Annotated in this window: 14 protein-coding genes; 8 read left to right on the forward strand and 6 right to left on the reverse strand. The window is 72.3% G+C overall.

Annotated elements, in window-relative coordinates:
• The first annotated feature begins 45 nt into the window (after nucleotides 1-45).
• Both ABD268_RS14005 and ABD268_RS14010 read left to right on the forward strand, forming a co-directional pair.
• Entirely contained in the window at nucleotides 46-966 is a 921-nt protein-coding gene (locus tag ABD268_RS14005) for a helix-turn-helix domain-containing protein (RefSeq protein ID WP_344153183.1), read from the forward strand.
• A gap of 39 nt (nucleotides 967-1,005) precedes the next feature.
• Nucleotides 1,006-2,880, forward strand: a complete 1,875-nt coding sequence (locus tag ABD268_RS14010) for a cation:proton antiporter domain-containing protein (RefSeq protein ID WP_344153186.1) — start codon at nucleotides 1,006-1,008, stop codon at nucleotides 2,878-2,880.
• Nucleotides 2,881-2,889: 9 nt separating this feature from the next.
• Here ABD268_RS14010 and ABD268_RS14015 read toward each other — a convergent pair whose 3' ends face one another.
• The 4 genes from ABD268_RS14015 to ABD268_RS14030 all read right to left on the reverse strand — a co-directional run bounded on the left by ABD268_RS14015 (nucleotide 2,890) and on the right by ABD268_RS14030 (nucleotide 5,555).
• Nucleotides 2,890-3,636 carry an alpha/beta fold hydrolase gene (locus ABD268_RS14015; protein ID WP_344153189.1) on the reverse strand — a complete coding sequence of 249 codons (747 nt, stop codon included), beginning with the start codon at nucleotides 3,634-3,636 and terminating at the stop codon, nucleotides 2,890-2,892.
• A 172-nt stretch (nucleotides 3,637-3,808) separates the two neighbouring features.
• Nucleotides 3,809-4,399 (reverse strand): TetR/AcrR family transcriptional regulator, encoded by a 591-nt coding sequence (locus ABD268_RS14020; protein ID WP_344153192.1) that lies wholly within the window; start codon nucleotides 4,397-4,399, stop codon nucleotides 3,809-3,811.
• A gap of 50 nt (nucleotides 4,400-4,449) precedes the next feature.
• Nucleotides 4,450-4,950: a GNAT family N-acetyltransferase gene (locus tag ABD268_RS14025; protein ID WP_344153195.1), complete on the reverse strand. Its 501-nt coding sequence runs from the start codon at nucleotides 4,948-4,950 to the stop codon at nucleotides 4,450-4,452.
• On the reverse strand, nucleotides 4,947-5,555 hold the full coding sequence (locus tag ABD268_RS14030; protein ID WP_344153198.1) for a LysE family transporter: 609 nt from the start codon (nucleotides 5,553-5,555) through the stop codon (nucleotides 4,947-4,949). The genes ABD268_RS14025 and ABD268_RS14030 overlap by 4 nt, the downstream gene beginning before the upstream one ends.
• Nucleotides 5,556-5,609: 54 nt before the next feature.
• Between ABD268_RS14030 and ABD268_RS14035 the strand changes: the two genes are divergently transcribed.
• Complete coding sequence (locus ABD268_RS14035; protein WP_344153201.1) at nucleotides 5,610-6,260, forward strand: MBL fold metallo-hydrolase; 651 nt, start codon at nucleotides 5,610-5,612, stop codon at nucleotides 6,258-6,260.
• A 60-nt stretch (nucleotides 6,261-6,320) separates the two neighbouring features.
• On the opposite strand, the gene ABD268_RS14040 is transcribed toward ABD268_RS14035, so the two are convergent.
• Both ABD268_RS14040 and ABD268_RS14045 read right to left on the reverse strand, forming a co-directional pair.
• Nucleotides 6,321-7,592: an isochorismate synthase gene (locus tag ABD268_RS14040; RefSeq protein WP_344153204.1), complete on the reverse strand. Its 1,272-nt coding sequence runs from the start codon at nucleotides 7,590-7,592 to the stop codon at nucleotides 6,321-6,323.
• A gap of 99 nt (nucleotides 7,593-7,691) precedes the next feature.
• Nucleotides 7,692-8,804 carry a L,D-transpeptidase family protein gene (locus ABD268_RS14045; RefSeq protein ID WP_344153207.1) on the reverse strand — a complete coding sequence of 371 codons (1,113 nt, stop codon included), beginning with the start codon at nucleotides 8,802-8,804 and terminating at the stop codon, nucleotides 7,692-7,694.
• Nucleotides 8,805-8,960: 156 nt separating this feature from the next.
• Here ABD268_RS14045 and ABD268_RS14050 point away from each other — a divergent pair, with 156 nt between their 5' ends.
• The 5 genes from ABD268_RS14050 (at nucleotide 8,961) to ABD268_RS14070 (ending at nucleotide 12,072) form a co-directional block, all read left to right on the forward strand.
• Nucleotides 8,961-9,653, forward strand: coding sequence for a demethylmenaquinone methyltransferase (locus ABD268_RS14050; RefSeq protein WP_425573727.1), 693 nt, complete (start codon nucleotides 8,961-8,963; stop codon nucleotides 9,651-9,653).
• Nucleotides 9,654-9,751: 98 nt separating this feature from the next.
• On the forward strand, nucleotides 9,752-10,174 hold the full coding sequence (locus ABD268_RS14055) for an HIT family protein (RefSeq protein ID WP_344153210.1): 423 nt from the start codon (nucleotides 9,752-9,754) through the stop codon (nucleotides 10,172-10,174).
• Nucleotides 10,175-10,393: 219 nt separating this feature from the next.
• On the forward strand, nucleotides 10,394-10,753 hold the full coding sequence (locus ABD268_RS14060; RefSeq protein ID WP_344153213.1) for an NADH-quinone oxidoreductase subunit A: 360 nt from the start codon (nucleotides 10,394-10,396) through the stop codon (nucleotides 10,751-10,753).
• A 39-nt stretch (nucleotides 10,754-10,792) separates the two neighbouring features.
• Nucleotides 10,793-11,347, forward strand: coding sequence for a NuoB/complex I 20 kDa subunit family protein (locus ABD268_RS14065; protein ID WP_344153216.1), 555 nt, complete (start codon nucleotides 10,793-10,795; stop codon nucleotides 11,345-11,347).
• A complete protein-coding gene (locus ABD268_RS14070) occupies nucleotides 11,344-12,072 on the forward strand; it encodes an NADH-quinone oxidoreductase subunit C (protein WP_344153219.1) in 729 nt (242 codons plus the stop codon). The genes ABD268_RS14065 and ABD268_RS14070 overlap by 4 nt, the downstream gene beginning before the upstream one ends.
• Nucleotides 12,073-12,096 lie beyond the last annotated feature (24 nt).

A 12,096-nucleotide genomic window follows, 5' to 3' on the forward strand; every position in this document is an offset into this window, starting at 1 on the left:
ACGCCGATCAAGACGGGGAGGGGCAGCAGCGATGAGGATCGGGCCGTGACCACGTCAGCCGACACCTTCGCGGAGTTCGTCGACCACCTCGCCGAGGCGCTCGACGACCCCCGCATCACCGAGGCGTCGGGCGAGGACTGGGCCGCCCGGCTGCACTTCTCGCGCTACCACTTCGACCGGATGATCAAGTCCGTCGCCGGGGAGCCACCCAGTGCGCTGCGCCGGCGCATCCTCCTCGAGCGGGCGGCGTACCGCATGATCACCACCACCGCCCCGCTCATCGACATCGCGGTGGAGGCGGGCTACGGCTCGCACGAGGCGTTCACGCGGGCGTTCACCCGGGTGTACGGCGTGCCGCCGGCGACCTGGCGGCGCAGGCCCGGGCACATCCAGATCGACGCGCCCAGCGACGTGCACTTCCACCCACCCGGCAGCCTGCGGCTGCCCGCACGAGACAAGGTGACCGCCATGGACCTGCTGACCAAGATGGTCGAGCACCACGTCTGGCTGACCGGCGAGATGGTGCGCCTGGCCGGCCGGCTGACCGAGGAGCAGCTCGACCAGCGGATCGAGCTCGACGTCGACGACGACGCGCAGACCGTCCGCTCGCTGCTGTCCCGGCTGATCGGCCAGATGGGCATGTGGAACGCCGCGATGGCCTCCCGCGACTACGACTGGTCGGTCGAGGAGCACGAGTCGCTGTCCTCGATGCGGCAGCGGCTGGCGACCGAGGGCCCGACGTACCTCGCCCACGTCCGCGACGTGGTCGCGAGCGACCGGCTCGACGACACCTTCGTCGACGCGCTCTGCGAGCCGGCCGAGGTGTTCACCTACGGCGGGATGATCGCGCACGTGCTGACCTTCGCCGCCCATCGGCGCACGCTGGTGGTGCTGGCGTTCGGCCGGCACGGGATCGAGGACCTCGGCTGGGGTGACCCGATGACCTGGGTGGCCCAGCCCGCCTGACAAGCGGCCCGACTAGGGACCCTCCGACAGAATGGCCCGGTGGAGATCGCCCTGCTGCTCGTCGCGCTGGCTGTCGGCGTGCTGGCCTTCACCGCGCTGGCCGAACGGCTGGGCTTCCCGGCCCCGCTGCTGCTGATCGCGGTCGGCGTGGCGGTGAGCTACGTGCCGGGCATGCCGGAGGTGCACCTCGAGCCCGAGGTGGTGCTGCTCGGGCTGCTGCCGCCGCTCCTCTACGCGACCGCCATCCAGAGCTCGCTGGTCGACTTCAACACCAACCGGCGCGCGATCCTGCTGCTCTCCGTGGGGCTGGTCATCTTCACGACGGTGGGGATCGGCGTGATCGTGCACGCGATCCTCCCGGACATCTCCTGGGGTGCGTCGTTCGCCATCGGCGCGGTCGTGGCCCCGCCCGACGCGGTCGCGGCGACCGCCATCGGCCGCCGGATCGGGCTGCCGAGACGGGTGGTCACGATCCTCGAGGGCGAGTCGCTGCTCAACGACGCGACCGCCCTGGTGTCCCTGCGCACGGCCGTGGCGATCATCGCCGTCGGGGCCGAGAACGTCGTGGCCTGGCGGGTCGGCGCGGACTTCGTCTGGGCGGCCGCCGGCGGCGTCCTGGTCGGGGCCGTCTTCTTCGTCGTCGTGGCCTGGATTCGGAAGCGGATCACCGACCCGGTCCTCGACACCGGGATCTCGTTCGTCATCCCGTTCGCGGCCTACGTGGCCGCCGAGGAGCTCCACGCCTCGGGCGTGATCGCGGTCGTCATCGCGGGCCTGCTGCTCGGCCACAAGGCGCCGATCCTGCAGACCGCGCAGTCGCGCATCGCCGAGCGGACGAACTGGCGCACCATCGCCTTCGTCCTCGAGAACACCGTCTTCCTGCTCATCGGCCTGCAGGCGCAGTGGCTCTTCGCGGACGTGGGCGACAGCCCGCTGTCGGCCGGTCGGATCGTCGCGGTGTGCGTGGCGACACTGGTCGGTGTCGTGGTGCTGCGCATGGTGTGGGTCTTCGTCACCCGCTACGCGCTGGTCCGCCCCGGCCCGGACCCCGACCTGGGCTACACCCCGCCGTGGACCTTCACGTTCGTCCTGGGCTGGGCCGGGATGCGGGGCGTGGTCACGCTGGCGGCCGCGTTCGTGATCCCGGTGGAGGCCGAGCACCGCGAGATCCTGCTGTTCGTGGCGTTCACGGTCGTGGCCGGCACCCTGTTCATCCAGGGCCTCTCCCTGGGCTGGGTCGCTCGCCGGCTGGGGGTGCCGTCGCCGGACCCGATGGACGACGCGCTCGCGCGGGCCACGATCCTGCAGCAGGCGTCCAAGGCGGGCTACGCCCAGCTGGACCGGATGGAGCTCGACGACCCGCACGGCGTCGCCGACCTGATCCGGGAGCGCACCGACCAGCGCAACTTCGCGGCCTGGGAGCGGCTCGGCACCACCGCCGACCAGGAGACCCCGAGCGAGCTGTACTCGCGGGTGCGCCGGGCCATGATCGACGCCGAACGCCGCCGGGTGCTGGAGATCCGCCGCTCGGGGACGGTGGCCTCCGAGGTGATCAGCGAGGTGCTGTCGATGCTCGACGTCGAGGAGTCGATGCTCGAGATCGCCCACCAGGAGCACGACGAGCTGCGCTCGGTGAACGCCGTACGCCGTCCGCGCGGCGAGGTGTGCGACGACCTCGAGCAGCACCCGGCGGTGGAGGCCTCGACGGCCGGCGTGTGCGAGGAGTGCCAGCGCGACGGCACCCAGTGGGTCGCGCTGCGGCAGTGCCTCGAGTGCGGGCACCTCGCCTGCTGCGACTCCTCACCGCGCCAGCACGCCACCGCCCACTTCCGCGACGCCCAGCACGCGGTCATGCAGTCGGCCGAGCCGGGCGAGGACTGGCGTTGGTGCTACGTGCACCACCTGACCGCCTGAGGGCATGCCTCAGGCGGCCTCCGCGCGGTCCCCGGCGCCGATGAACTCGACGACGTGCGCGATCACCGCCGGGTCGCGCAGGATCCGTCGGTGCCCGAGCCCCTCGGTGGTGACCATCCGGGCGTCGGGGAGGGCCTCGACGAGTCGCTGCGCGCCGGCGTACGACGTCTGCCGGTCGCCGCGGTCGTGCACGACCAGCGTCGGCACGGGCTCGACGTGGGAGGCCTGGTGGAGCGCGTCGAACTCGGCGACGGGGAGCCCGACGAAGGCGTCGACCTCCGCGTCGAAGGCGCGGCGGGTCCGGTCGCCGAAGCCGAGCGCGGCCTGGAACTGGTCGAACAGCCCCTGGGCCTCCACCATCGGCGCCAGCAGCACCAGCCGGTCGGTGCCGAGCCACCCGAAGCGCAGCGCCAGGTAGGTCGCGATCGCGCCGAGCGAGTGCGCGACGACGGCCTCGGCCGGTCCGAAGCGGGTGAAGACGGCGTCGAGCGCACGGCCGAGCTCGACGCCGTGGCTGCGGCCCGGCCCCGCAGGGCCCGGGTCGGAGTCGCCGTGGGCGGGCGCGTCGAACAGGACGAGCCGGTGCCCGGTCGCCACCAACGGCTCCACCAGCGCGGCCAGCTGGCTGCCGCGGCCACCCCAGCCGTGGACGAGGTAGACGGTCGGCCCCTCACCGAAGACGTGGCCGTGCACCTGCGCGCCCTGGGCGGTGACGGTGAACGGCTCGGCGCCCGGAGGCAGCGGGGTGGCGGCCATCGTCGGGGGAACCGTGAACCAGAGGTCGCGGGCCCGTCGACCGGCGAGGCGCGGCGCAACCAGCTCGGCGGAGCGGAAGAAGCCGCGCAGGCCGACATTTCGGACACGAACGATCGTGCTTTTCTGAACGGATGAGGGTGTCATCGGAGTGCCTTTCCTGGGGGTGGTGGGGTCAGTGCGCCCGGGCGTGGTCGAGGATCGCCTCGAAGGCGTTGCGCGCGTGGTCCAGGGCCCGCTCGTCGTCAAGCAGCCTGGTGGCGTGGTGGAAGCCGAGGATCAGTGCCTGGATCTCGAAGGCGACCTGGCGTGGGTCCGCGTCCGGGCGGAGGTCGCCCTCGGTGACGGCGGTCTCGGCGACCGTGGCGATGGTGTCCAGCCAGTCGCGCTGGTCGGCGACCAGGGCGTCGTGCATGGCGCCGGGCTGGTCGTCGAACTCGATGGAGCCGGTCACGAAGATGCAGCCGCCCGGGAGCGTCTCGGTCTCCCAGGCGAGCCAGCGCTCGAACAGCTCCCGCAGCCGCTTCTCGCCGCGCGGGGTCGCGAGGGTCGGCCGCACCGTGGTGTCGATGAACCGGTGCCGGGCGTGGGCCAGGGTCTGCAGCTGGAGCTGCTCCTTGGACCGGAAGTGCGCGAACAGGCCGCTCTTGCTCATGCCGGTCTGCTCGGCGAGCTGGCCGATGGTCAGGCCGGTGAACCCGACCCGGGACGCCAGTGCGAGCGCCTCGTCCAGGATCGCGCCCCTGGTCTCGTCGCCCTTGGTCATGAATCGACAATAGAACGATCGTGCTTTTCTGGCAAGGGTCGGAGCGGGAGTCAGACCCCGGCGCGGACCATCCGGACGTGCCGGCCCTCGTCGTGCTCGTCCCGGGTGCCGTCGCGGCGGAAGCCCTGGCGCTCGTAGAACCGGATCGCGCGCTCGTTGCCCTCCAGCACCCACAGGTACGCCGCGCGGTCGCCGATCGCGGCCTCGAGCAGCGCGTAGCCGACCCCGGTGCCCCAGCGGTCCGCCCGCACGTAGAGCGCCATCACCTCGAGCTCGGTGTCCACGTCGTTGTCGCGGCCCGGGCCGGCGCTGGCGAAGCCGACCAGCCCGTCCGGGGCCTCGGCCACCAGGGTGTTGGCGCTCTGCTCGAGGATGGTGCGCCAGCGCTCGATGCGCGCGGGGACGTCGGTGCGCCGCGCGTCCAGGACCTCCTGGGGCATCAGCCCGGTGTAGGCGTCGTCCCAGCAGTCGAGGTGCAGGTGGGTCAGCGGCTCGGCGTCGGCCGGCGAGGCGCGGCGGATCCTGACGTCGGGCAGTGTGGCGTGGCTCATCCGAGCATCGTACGAACGGCCAGGACGGCGATCACCGCGGCGGACACGAGACCGGTGACCAGGTGGCTGCGGTGGCCGGTGCTGACCCGGCCGAGAGCGGCCCCTCCTCCGGCGAGGACCAGCTGCCACGTCGCCGAGGCCAGGAACGCGGCGAGCACGAACGCCACCGCCTCGGCGGGGGTGGAGACCAGGTGCCGGTTGCCGAGCACGACGGCGGCGAAGTAGACGACCGTGGTCGGGTTGACCGCGGTGATGGCGAAGAAGAGCGCATAGGCGCGGCGTGGACCCATCGGCGCCGCCTCGCGGACCCGGCCGCTGCCGGCGAGCGCGTGCCACGCGGTGAGTGCGGCGATCACCAGCAGCACCACCCCCGAGGCGATCCGCAGCGGCGTGGCCACCGGGGCCAGCAGCGCCGCGAGTGCCGCACCGGCGACCACGGCGAGGGTCGCGTAGGCCCCGTCCACGCTGGCGATGCCCAGGGCGCCCGCGGCGCCGACGCGGAACGACGTACGCGCGGTGAGCGTGACCAGGAACGCCCCGACCGCGCCGATCGGGATCGCGATCGCCCAGCCGGTGACGAGACCGGAGACGACCACCTCGAGCACCGGACGATTCTCCCGAGCCGTCCGCACTGCCCGCCACGTGATTACCGTGGGGGAATGCGCATCACGAAGTTCGGACACGCCTGCGTCCGGGTGGAGCACGACGGCCGGACGGTCGTGCTGGACCCGGGGATGTTCACCGACGTCGAGGCGCTCGACGGCGCCGACGCGGTGCTGATCACCCACGAGCACCCCGACCACTACCTGCCCGACCACCTGCGCGCGACCGACGCCGCCGTGTTCACGATCGAGGCCGTCGCCGCACGGATCCGCGAGGACGCGCCGGACGTGGCCGAGCGGGTGACGGTCGTCGCGCCGGGGGAGTCGTTCGACCCGGGTATTCCGGCGCGTGCGGTCGGCGAGCTGCACGCGGTGATCCACCCGGAGCTCCCCCGCTTCTTCAACAGCGGCTACGTGCTGACGGCCGCTGGGGCCGACGGAGGGAGCCGGAAGGTCTACCACCCCGGCGACGCGCTCACGCCGCCCGGCGAGGACGTCGACGTGCTGCTGGTGCCGGTCTCGGCGCCGTGGATGCGGGCCTCCGAGGCGATCGAGTTCGCCCGCGAGGTCGGGGCGCCCCGCAACCTCGCGATCCACGACCGGGTCTACTCCGAGGCGGGCCTGAAGATCGTGGACGGGCACATGAACGCGTTCCTGCCCAAGGCAGGCCAGGAGTACGTCCGCCTTCCCGACGGCCAGGATCTCTAACCGCGAGTCGTGCGGTCCAGCGTGCGCCCCGGCGCACTCTGAGCCACACGACTCGGTGGGTCAGGGGGAGAGGGCGTCGCGCACCGGCACGAACTTCGCCTGCGACTCGGCGAGCTCGGCCTCGGGGTCGGAGTCGGCGACGATGCCGCAGCCGGCGAACAGCCGGACGGTCGGACCGTCGACCGAGGCCGAGCGCAGCGCGATGCCCCACTCGCCGTCACCGCGGGCGTCCATCCAGCCGACCGGGCCGGCGTACCGGCCCCGGTCCATGCCCTCGATCTCGGTGATCAGGTCGGTGGCCACCGGGGTGGGCGTGCCGCCGACCGCCGCGGAGGGGTGCAGCGCCTCGGCGAGCTGGAGCGAGGAGACGGTCGCCGCGTCGTGGACCACGCCGGCCACGTCGGTGGCGAGGTGCATGACGTTGGGCAGGTGCAGGACGAACGGCGCCTCGGGCACGTTCATCGACGAGCAGTGCGGGTCGAGGGCGTCGGCCACCGAGCGGACGGCGTACTCGTGCTCCTCGAGGTCCTTCGAGGAACGGGCGAGCGTCGCGGCCAGGGCCAGGTCGCGCTCGTCGTCGCCGGTGCGCCGGATGGTGCCGGCGAGCACCCGCGAGGTGACCAGGCCGCGCTCGCGGCGCAGCAGCATCTCGGGGGTCGCGCCGAACATGCCGTCCACGTGGAAGGTCCAGCACATCGGGTAGGACTCGGCCAGCCGGCGCAGCGGCCAGCGCACGTCGATCGGCGCCTCGGCGGTGGCGATGAGGTCGCGGGCCAGGACGATCTTCTCGAGGTCGCCGGCACTGATCCGGGCGACCGCGTCCGCGACGACCGACATCCAGCGCTCGCCGTCGAGGGCCCCGTCGGCGAAGCTCACCTCGACCGGCGCGGGGGGCTCGTCGGCGGCGCTGACCGTGGGCGCGGCGATGCTGTCGCGCCCGATCGTGGTCAGCCATGTGGTGTCGCCGCGCCGGCCGACCACGACCTCGGGGACCACCAGCACGGAGTCGCCCGGCTCGTCGGCGAAGGCGAAGGAGCCGAAGCTGACCAGGCCGGTGCCCGGCTCGTTGACCTCGTCGCGGACGACCGTGCGCTCGGTGGTCTCGGCCCACCACTTCACCGCGTCGGAGAAACGGGTGGCGCCGCGGGTGCGCAGCTCGGCGGCGACGCCCCAGCCGACCAGGCCCTCGCCGCGGCGCAGCCAGGTGACGGGGCGGTCGGCGGGCAGCAGGTCGACCAGCGCGGTGGCGTCGTCGAGGTCGAGGCGGACGGTGCGGGCGACGAGGGTGCCGAGGGTCGCGGGCTGCTCGCCGGGGGTCGCGCTGGACGTCACGAGGGTGAAGCGTACGCCGGTGACCGAGGCCACCTGCCGGACCCCGCGGTCACCCGCGGGCGGGCCCGGCGGCTCCCCGACCGGTCGGGACGGTGGTGCTCAGGACCAGTAGACGACCACGGCGTCGCCGACGTGCACCTGGTCGAAGAGCCACGCCAGCCCGTCGTGGTCGCGGACGTTCACGCAGCCGTGCGACGCCCCGGCGTACCCCCGGGCGGCGAAGTCCGAGGAGTAGTGCACCGCCTGTCCGCCGGAGAAGAACATCGAGAACGGCATCTCCGAGCCGTAGAGGCGGGACACGTGGTCTGCGTCCTTGACGTAGACGTGGAAGAGGCCCTCACGGGTCGGGCTGTACGACGCGCCGAACCGCACGTCCAGCGTCTGGCGGACCTTCCCGTCGACGACCCAGCGCAGGGTCTGGCTGGTCTTGTCGATGCACAGCGCCCGGCCGACCTTGCACCGGGCGTCGAGGGCGCCCGGGTGGTTGCCCAGGTTGTACATGGCCTCGTGGGTGGGCGCGCTGGTCATCGCGTACAGACGGTCCAGGGTGCGCTGGTCGACCTCGCCGGTCACCGGGATCTCCAGCTTGGCCTGGAAGCCGCGGACCGCCTCGACCGTCGTGTCGTCGTACCGGCCCGACACGTCGCCGAACAGCCACTGGATCGACACCAGGCGGGCCTGCAGGTCGCGGACGTCCTCGCCGCTGTCGCCCGCCCCGAGGATCGCCGGCCCCGGGTGGAGGATGTTGAAGAGCTGGTCGTGGGTGGGGGTCTTCGTCATGGCGACCAGGCGCTTCCAGGTGCGCTGGTCGACCACGCCGGTGGCCTTGAAGCCGCGCTTGCCCTGGAAGCCGCTGACCGCGGTGCGGGTGGTGGCGTCGTAGCGACCGGTCGTGGTCTCGGGGAGCCAGGCCAGCTGGAAGAGCCGCTGCTGGAGCTCGCGCACCTTCGTGCCGTTCGCCCCGGGCTCGAGCACGTTCCGCGGCTCCGGCGGCGTGGGCGTGGGGGTGGTGGTCGGCGTCGTCGTCGGCCCGCCCGTCGGTGCCGCGGAGGTGGACGGTGCGGTGGTGGGGACCGACGCGGGTGTCCCCGGTTCGGCCGCGGCGTCGCGTCGCTCGTCGTAGTGGCGGACGGCGAAGCCGGCGCCGTACGCCGTGGCGCCGAGGAGGCCCACCGTGATGACGGTCAGCAGCAGGACGCGCAGTGCTCTCATGAGTTCCCCCGGGGAAGTTGGGTCGACACACGTTCTTCCAGTGTCGACATAGGGACGCCCTGATCGGGGATTTGGTTGCGTGTGCGGGTCGTCGTGACCCATTCGTTGTCATCGGGCACCGCGTCGTGGTCGGGGAGCGGCCCGTAGTCTCTGCGCGTGCCCCGCGCAGAGCTCGACAAGCAGCCGTCCGACGTCCGTCGCATGTTCGACGCGGTCGCGCGTCGCTACGACGTCACCAACGACGTGCTCTCGCTGGGCCAGGACCGCCGCTGGCGCCGCGACGTCATCGACGCGGTCGACCCGCAACCGGGCGAGTCCGTGCTCGACCTGGCCGCCGGCACGGGCACGTCGAGCCAGCCGTTCGCGGACCGTGGCGCGACCGTCGTGCCCTGCGACTTCTCCCTCGGCATGCTCCGGGTCGGCAAGCAGGCCAAGCCGCACCTGCCCTTCACCGCCGGTGACGGCACCCGGCTCCCGTTCGCGGACGGGACCTTCGACGCGGTGACGATCTCCTTCGGGCTGCGCAACATCGTCGACCCGCTCGCGGGGCTGCGGGAGATGCGGCGGGTGACCCGGCCCGGCGGGCGGCTGGTCGTCTGCGAGTTCAGCCACCCGACGTGGGCGCCGTTCCGCACCGTCTACATCGAGTACCTCATGAAGGCGCTGCCGCCCATCGCCCGCGCGGTGTCGTCCTCGCCGGACGCCTACGTCTACCTCGCCGAGTCGATCCGGGCCTGGCCCGACCAGCAGGGCCTCGCCGACCTGATCGGCCGCGCCGGCTGGGAGTCGCCCCAGTGGCGCAACCTGTCCGGCGGCATCGTCGCCCTCCACCGCGCGCAGGCGCGGTAGGCGCCGCGGGCGGTGGCTCGGCCACCGTTCCGGGTCGGGTTGGGTGGCCGGCTCACCGCCACCGCACCCGCCGTCTGCGCGCTCGGCATGATGGCGCCATGGACTGCGTCTTCTGTGCCATCGTCGCCGGCGACCTGCCGGCCAGCCAGGTGTACGACGACGACCGGGTGCTGGCCTTCGCCGACCTCAACCCGGCCACGACCGGGCACCTGCTCGTGGTCCCGAAGAGGCACGCGGCAGACCTGGCCGCGCTCGACCCGGACGACGGCGCCCACATGTTCCGGGTCGCCCAGCGGCTGGCCGCGGCCGTTCGTGCGAGCAGCCTCGAGCCCGAGGGTGTGAACCTGTTCCTGGCCGACGGTGAGGTCGCGGGCCAGGAGGTCTTCCACGCCCACCTGCACGTGCTGCCCCGGCGTACCGGGGACGGCTTCGCCGTGGCCGCCGACTTCGCGAGCCCGCCCCGCGAGGAGCTCGACCGGGTCGCCGGGCTGGTGCGGGAGGCCCTGGCCGACGCCCCCTGACTCCCGTCGGAATCCCCACCAGTACTGGGCTCTGCCGTTCCTGCGCCCGATCGTGGGGCACGTCACGGAGCCGGTTTCCGACACAGGGCGACCCCCGCGTGCGGCCCGGTCCCCGGAGTGGCAGTATGTGTCCCGCGCCACTTAGTGATTCAGTTCACAAAGTCACAATCCGGCGGCGCAGGCCTGCCGGTCGGGCGCGGGACAGGAGGAACGCGAGGCATGGAGCTCTACACGCCGGTTCTGGCGCTGGCTCTTCTCGCGGCGTTGTTCGCGGTCGGTTCCGTGATCATGAGCGCCGTCGTGGGGCCCAAGCGCTACAACCGCGCCAAGCTCGATTCCTACGAGTGCGGCATCGAGCCCACCCCGCAACCCGTGGGCGGCGGACGCTTCCCGGTGAAGTACTACATCACCGCGATGCTCTTCATCGTCTTCGACATCGAGATCATCTTTCTCTACCCCTGGGCCGTCTACTTCGACTCGATGAAGTTCTTCGGGCTCATCGAGATGGTCGTGTTCATCGGCACCGTCTTCGTCGCCTACGCCTATGTCTGGCGCAGGGGCGGGTTGGAGTGGGACTGACCGTGGCAGCGGCAACCGGGATCAGCGAAAGGCTCTGACGTGGGTATCGAGGAGAAGCTCCCCAGCGGCGTCCTGCTGACGACCGTAGAGGGCGTGGCGGGCTACATGCGCAAGGCGTCGTTCTGGCCGGCCACGTTCGGCCTGGCCTGCTGCGCCATCGAGATGATGACCTCGGGCGGCCCGAAGTACGACCTCGCCCGCTTCGGCATGGAGGTCTTCCGGGCCAGCCCGCGCCAGGCCGACCTGATGATCGTCGCCGGCCGGGTCAGCCAGAAGATGGCGCCGGTGCTGCGCCAGATCTACGACCAGATGCCCGAGCCGAAGTGGGTGCTGGCGATGGGCGTGTGCGCGAGCAGCGGCGGCATGTTCAACAACTACGCGATCGTCCAGGGCGTCGACCACGTCGTCCCCGTCGACATGTACCTCCCGGGCTGCCCGCCGCGGCCGGAGATGCTGATCGACGCGATCCTCAAGCTGCACGACCAGGTCCAGCACGCCAAGCTCGGCAAGAACCGTCGCGAGGAGATCGTGCAGCAGGAGGGCGACGCCCTGCGCGCGCTGCCGACCTCGGAGATGAAGGGGCTGCTGCGATGAGCGACGAGAAGAAGGTGGAGCAGCCGGCCCCCGAGCAGTCGCCGGAGAACGTCCCGGCCCCCGCCGGCGAGGTCCACGCCGTCGGCCGCCGGCAGGGCATGTTCGGCGTCAGCGGGACCGGCGACACCAGCGGGTACGGCGGCCTCGTGCAGCCGATCGTCTACCCCGGCGCCGCCCAGCGGCCCTTCGGCGGCTGGCACGACGAGGTGGCCGACGCCCTCGAGGACCGGCTCCGGTCCGAGGGGCTCGAGCACGCCGTCGAGCAGGTCGTGGTCCACCGCGGCGAGATCACCTTCCACGTCCGTCGCGACGACATCGTGGCCGTGGCGCAGCTGCTGCGGGACGACCCCCGGCTGCGCTTCGAGCTCTGCTCGGGCGTGAGCGGCGTGCACTACCCCGACGACGCCGGGCGCGAGCTGCACGCGGTCTACCACCTGCTCTCGATGACCCACAACCGGCGGATCCGGCTCGAGGTGGCCGCGCCGGACGCCGACCCGCACATCCCGTCGCTCGTGGGCGTCTACCCCACCAACGACTGGCACGAGCGCGAGACGTTCGACATGTTCGGCATCGTCTTCGACGGCCACCCGGGGCTCACCCGGATCCTGATGCCCGACGACTGGCCGGGCCACCCGCAGCGCAAGGACTACCCACTGGGTGGCATCCCCGTGGAGTACAAGGGCGGGACGATCCCCCCGCCCGATCAGCGGAGGTCGTACAACTGATGGTTTCGACAAGCTCAACCACCG

Source organism: Nocardioides koreensis, assembly GCF_039531775.1.
GTDB lineage: Bacteria > Actinomycetota > Actinomycetes > Propionibacteriales > Nocardioidaceae > Nocardioides > Nocardioides koreensis.

Excerpts from the sequence above, each read along its gene's own strand:
- ABD268_RS14015 (WP_344153189.1), bottom strand. The coding sequence starts at position 3,636 with ATGGCCGCCACCCCGCTGCCTCCGGGCGCCGAGCCGTTCACCGTCACC.
- ABD268_RS14020 (WP_344153192.1), bottom strand. The coding sequence starts at position 4,399 with ATGACCAAGGGCGACGAGACCAGGGGCGCGATCCTGGACGAGGCGCTC.
- ABD268_RS14025 (WP_344153195.1), bottom strand. The coding sequence starts at position 4,950 with ATGAGCCACGCCACACTGCCCGACGTCAGGATCCGCCGCGCCTCGCCG.
- ABD268_RS14035 (WP_344153201.1), top strand. The coding sequence starts at position 5,610 with ATGCGCATCACGAAGTTCGGACACGCCTGCGTCCGGGTGGAGCACGAC.
- ABD268_RS14045 (WP_344153207.1), bottom strand. The coding sequence starts at position 8,804 with ATGAGAGCACTGCGCGTCCTGCTGCTGACCGTCATCACGGTGGGCCTC.
- ABD268_RS14055 (WP_344153210.1), top strand. The coding sequence starts at position 9,752 with ATGGACTGCGTCTTCTGTGCCATCGTCGCCGGCGACCTGCCGGCCAGC.
- ABD268_RS14060 (WP_344153213.1), top strand. The coding sequence starts at position 10,394 with ATGGAGCTCTACACGCCGGTTCTGGCGCTGGCTCTTCTCGCGGCGTTG.
- ABD268_RS14070 (WP_344153219.1), top strand. The coding sequence starts at position 11,344 with ATGAGCGACGAGAAGAAGGTGGAGCAGCCGGCCCCCGAGCAGTCGCCG.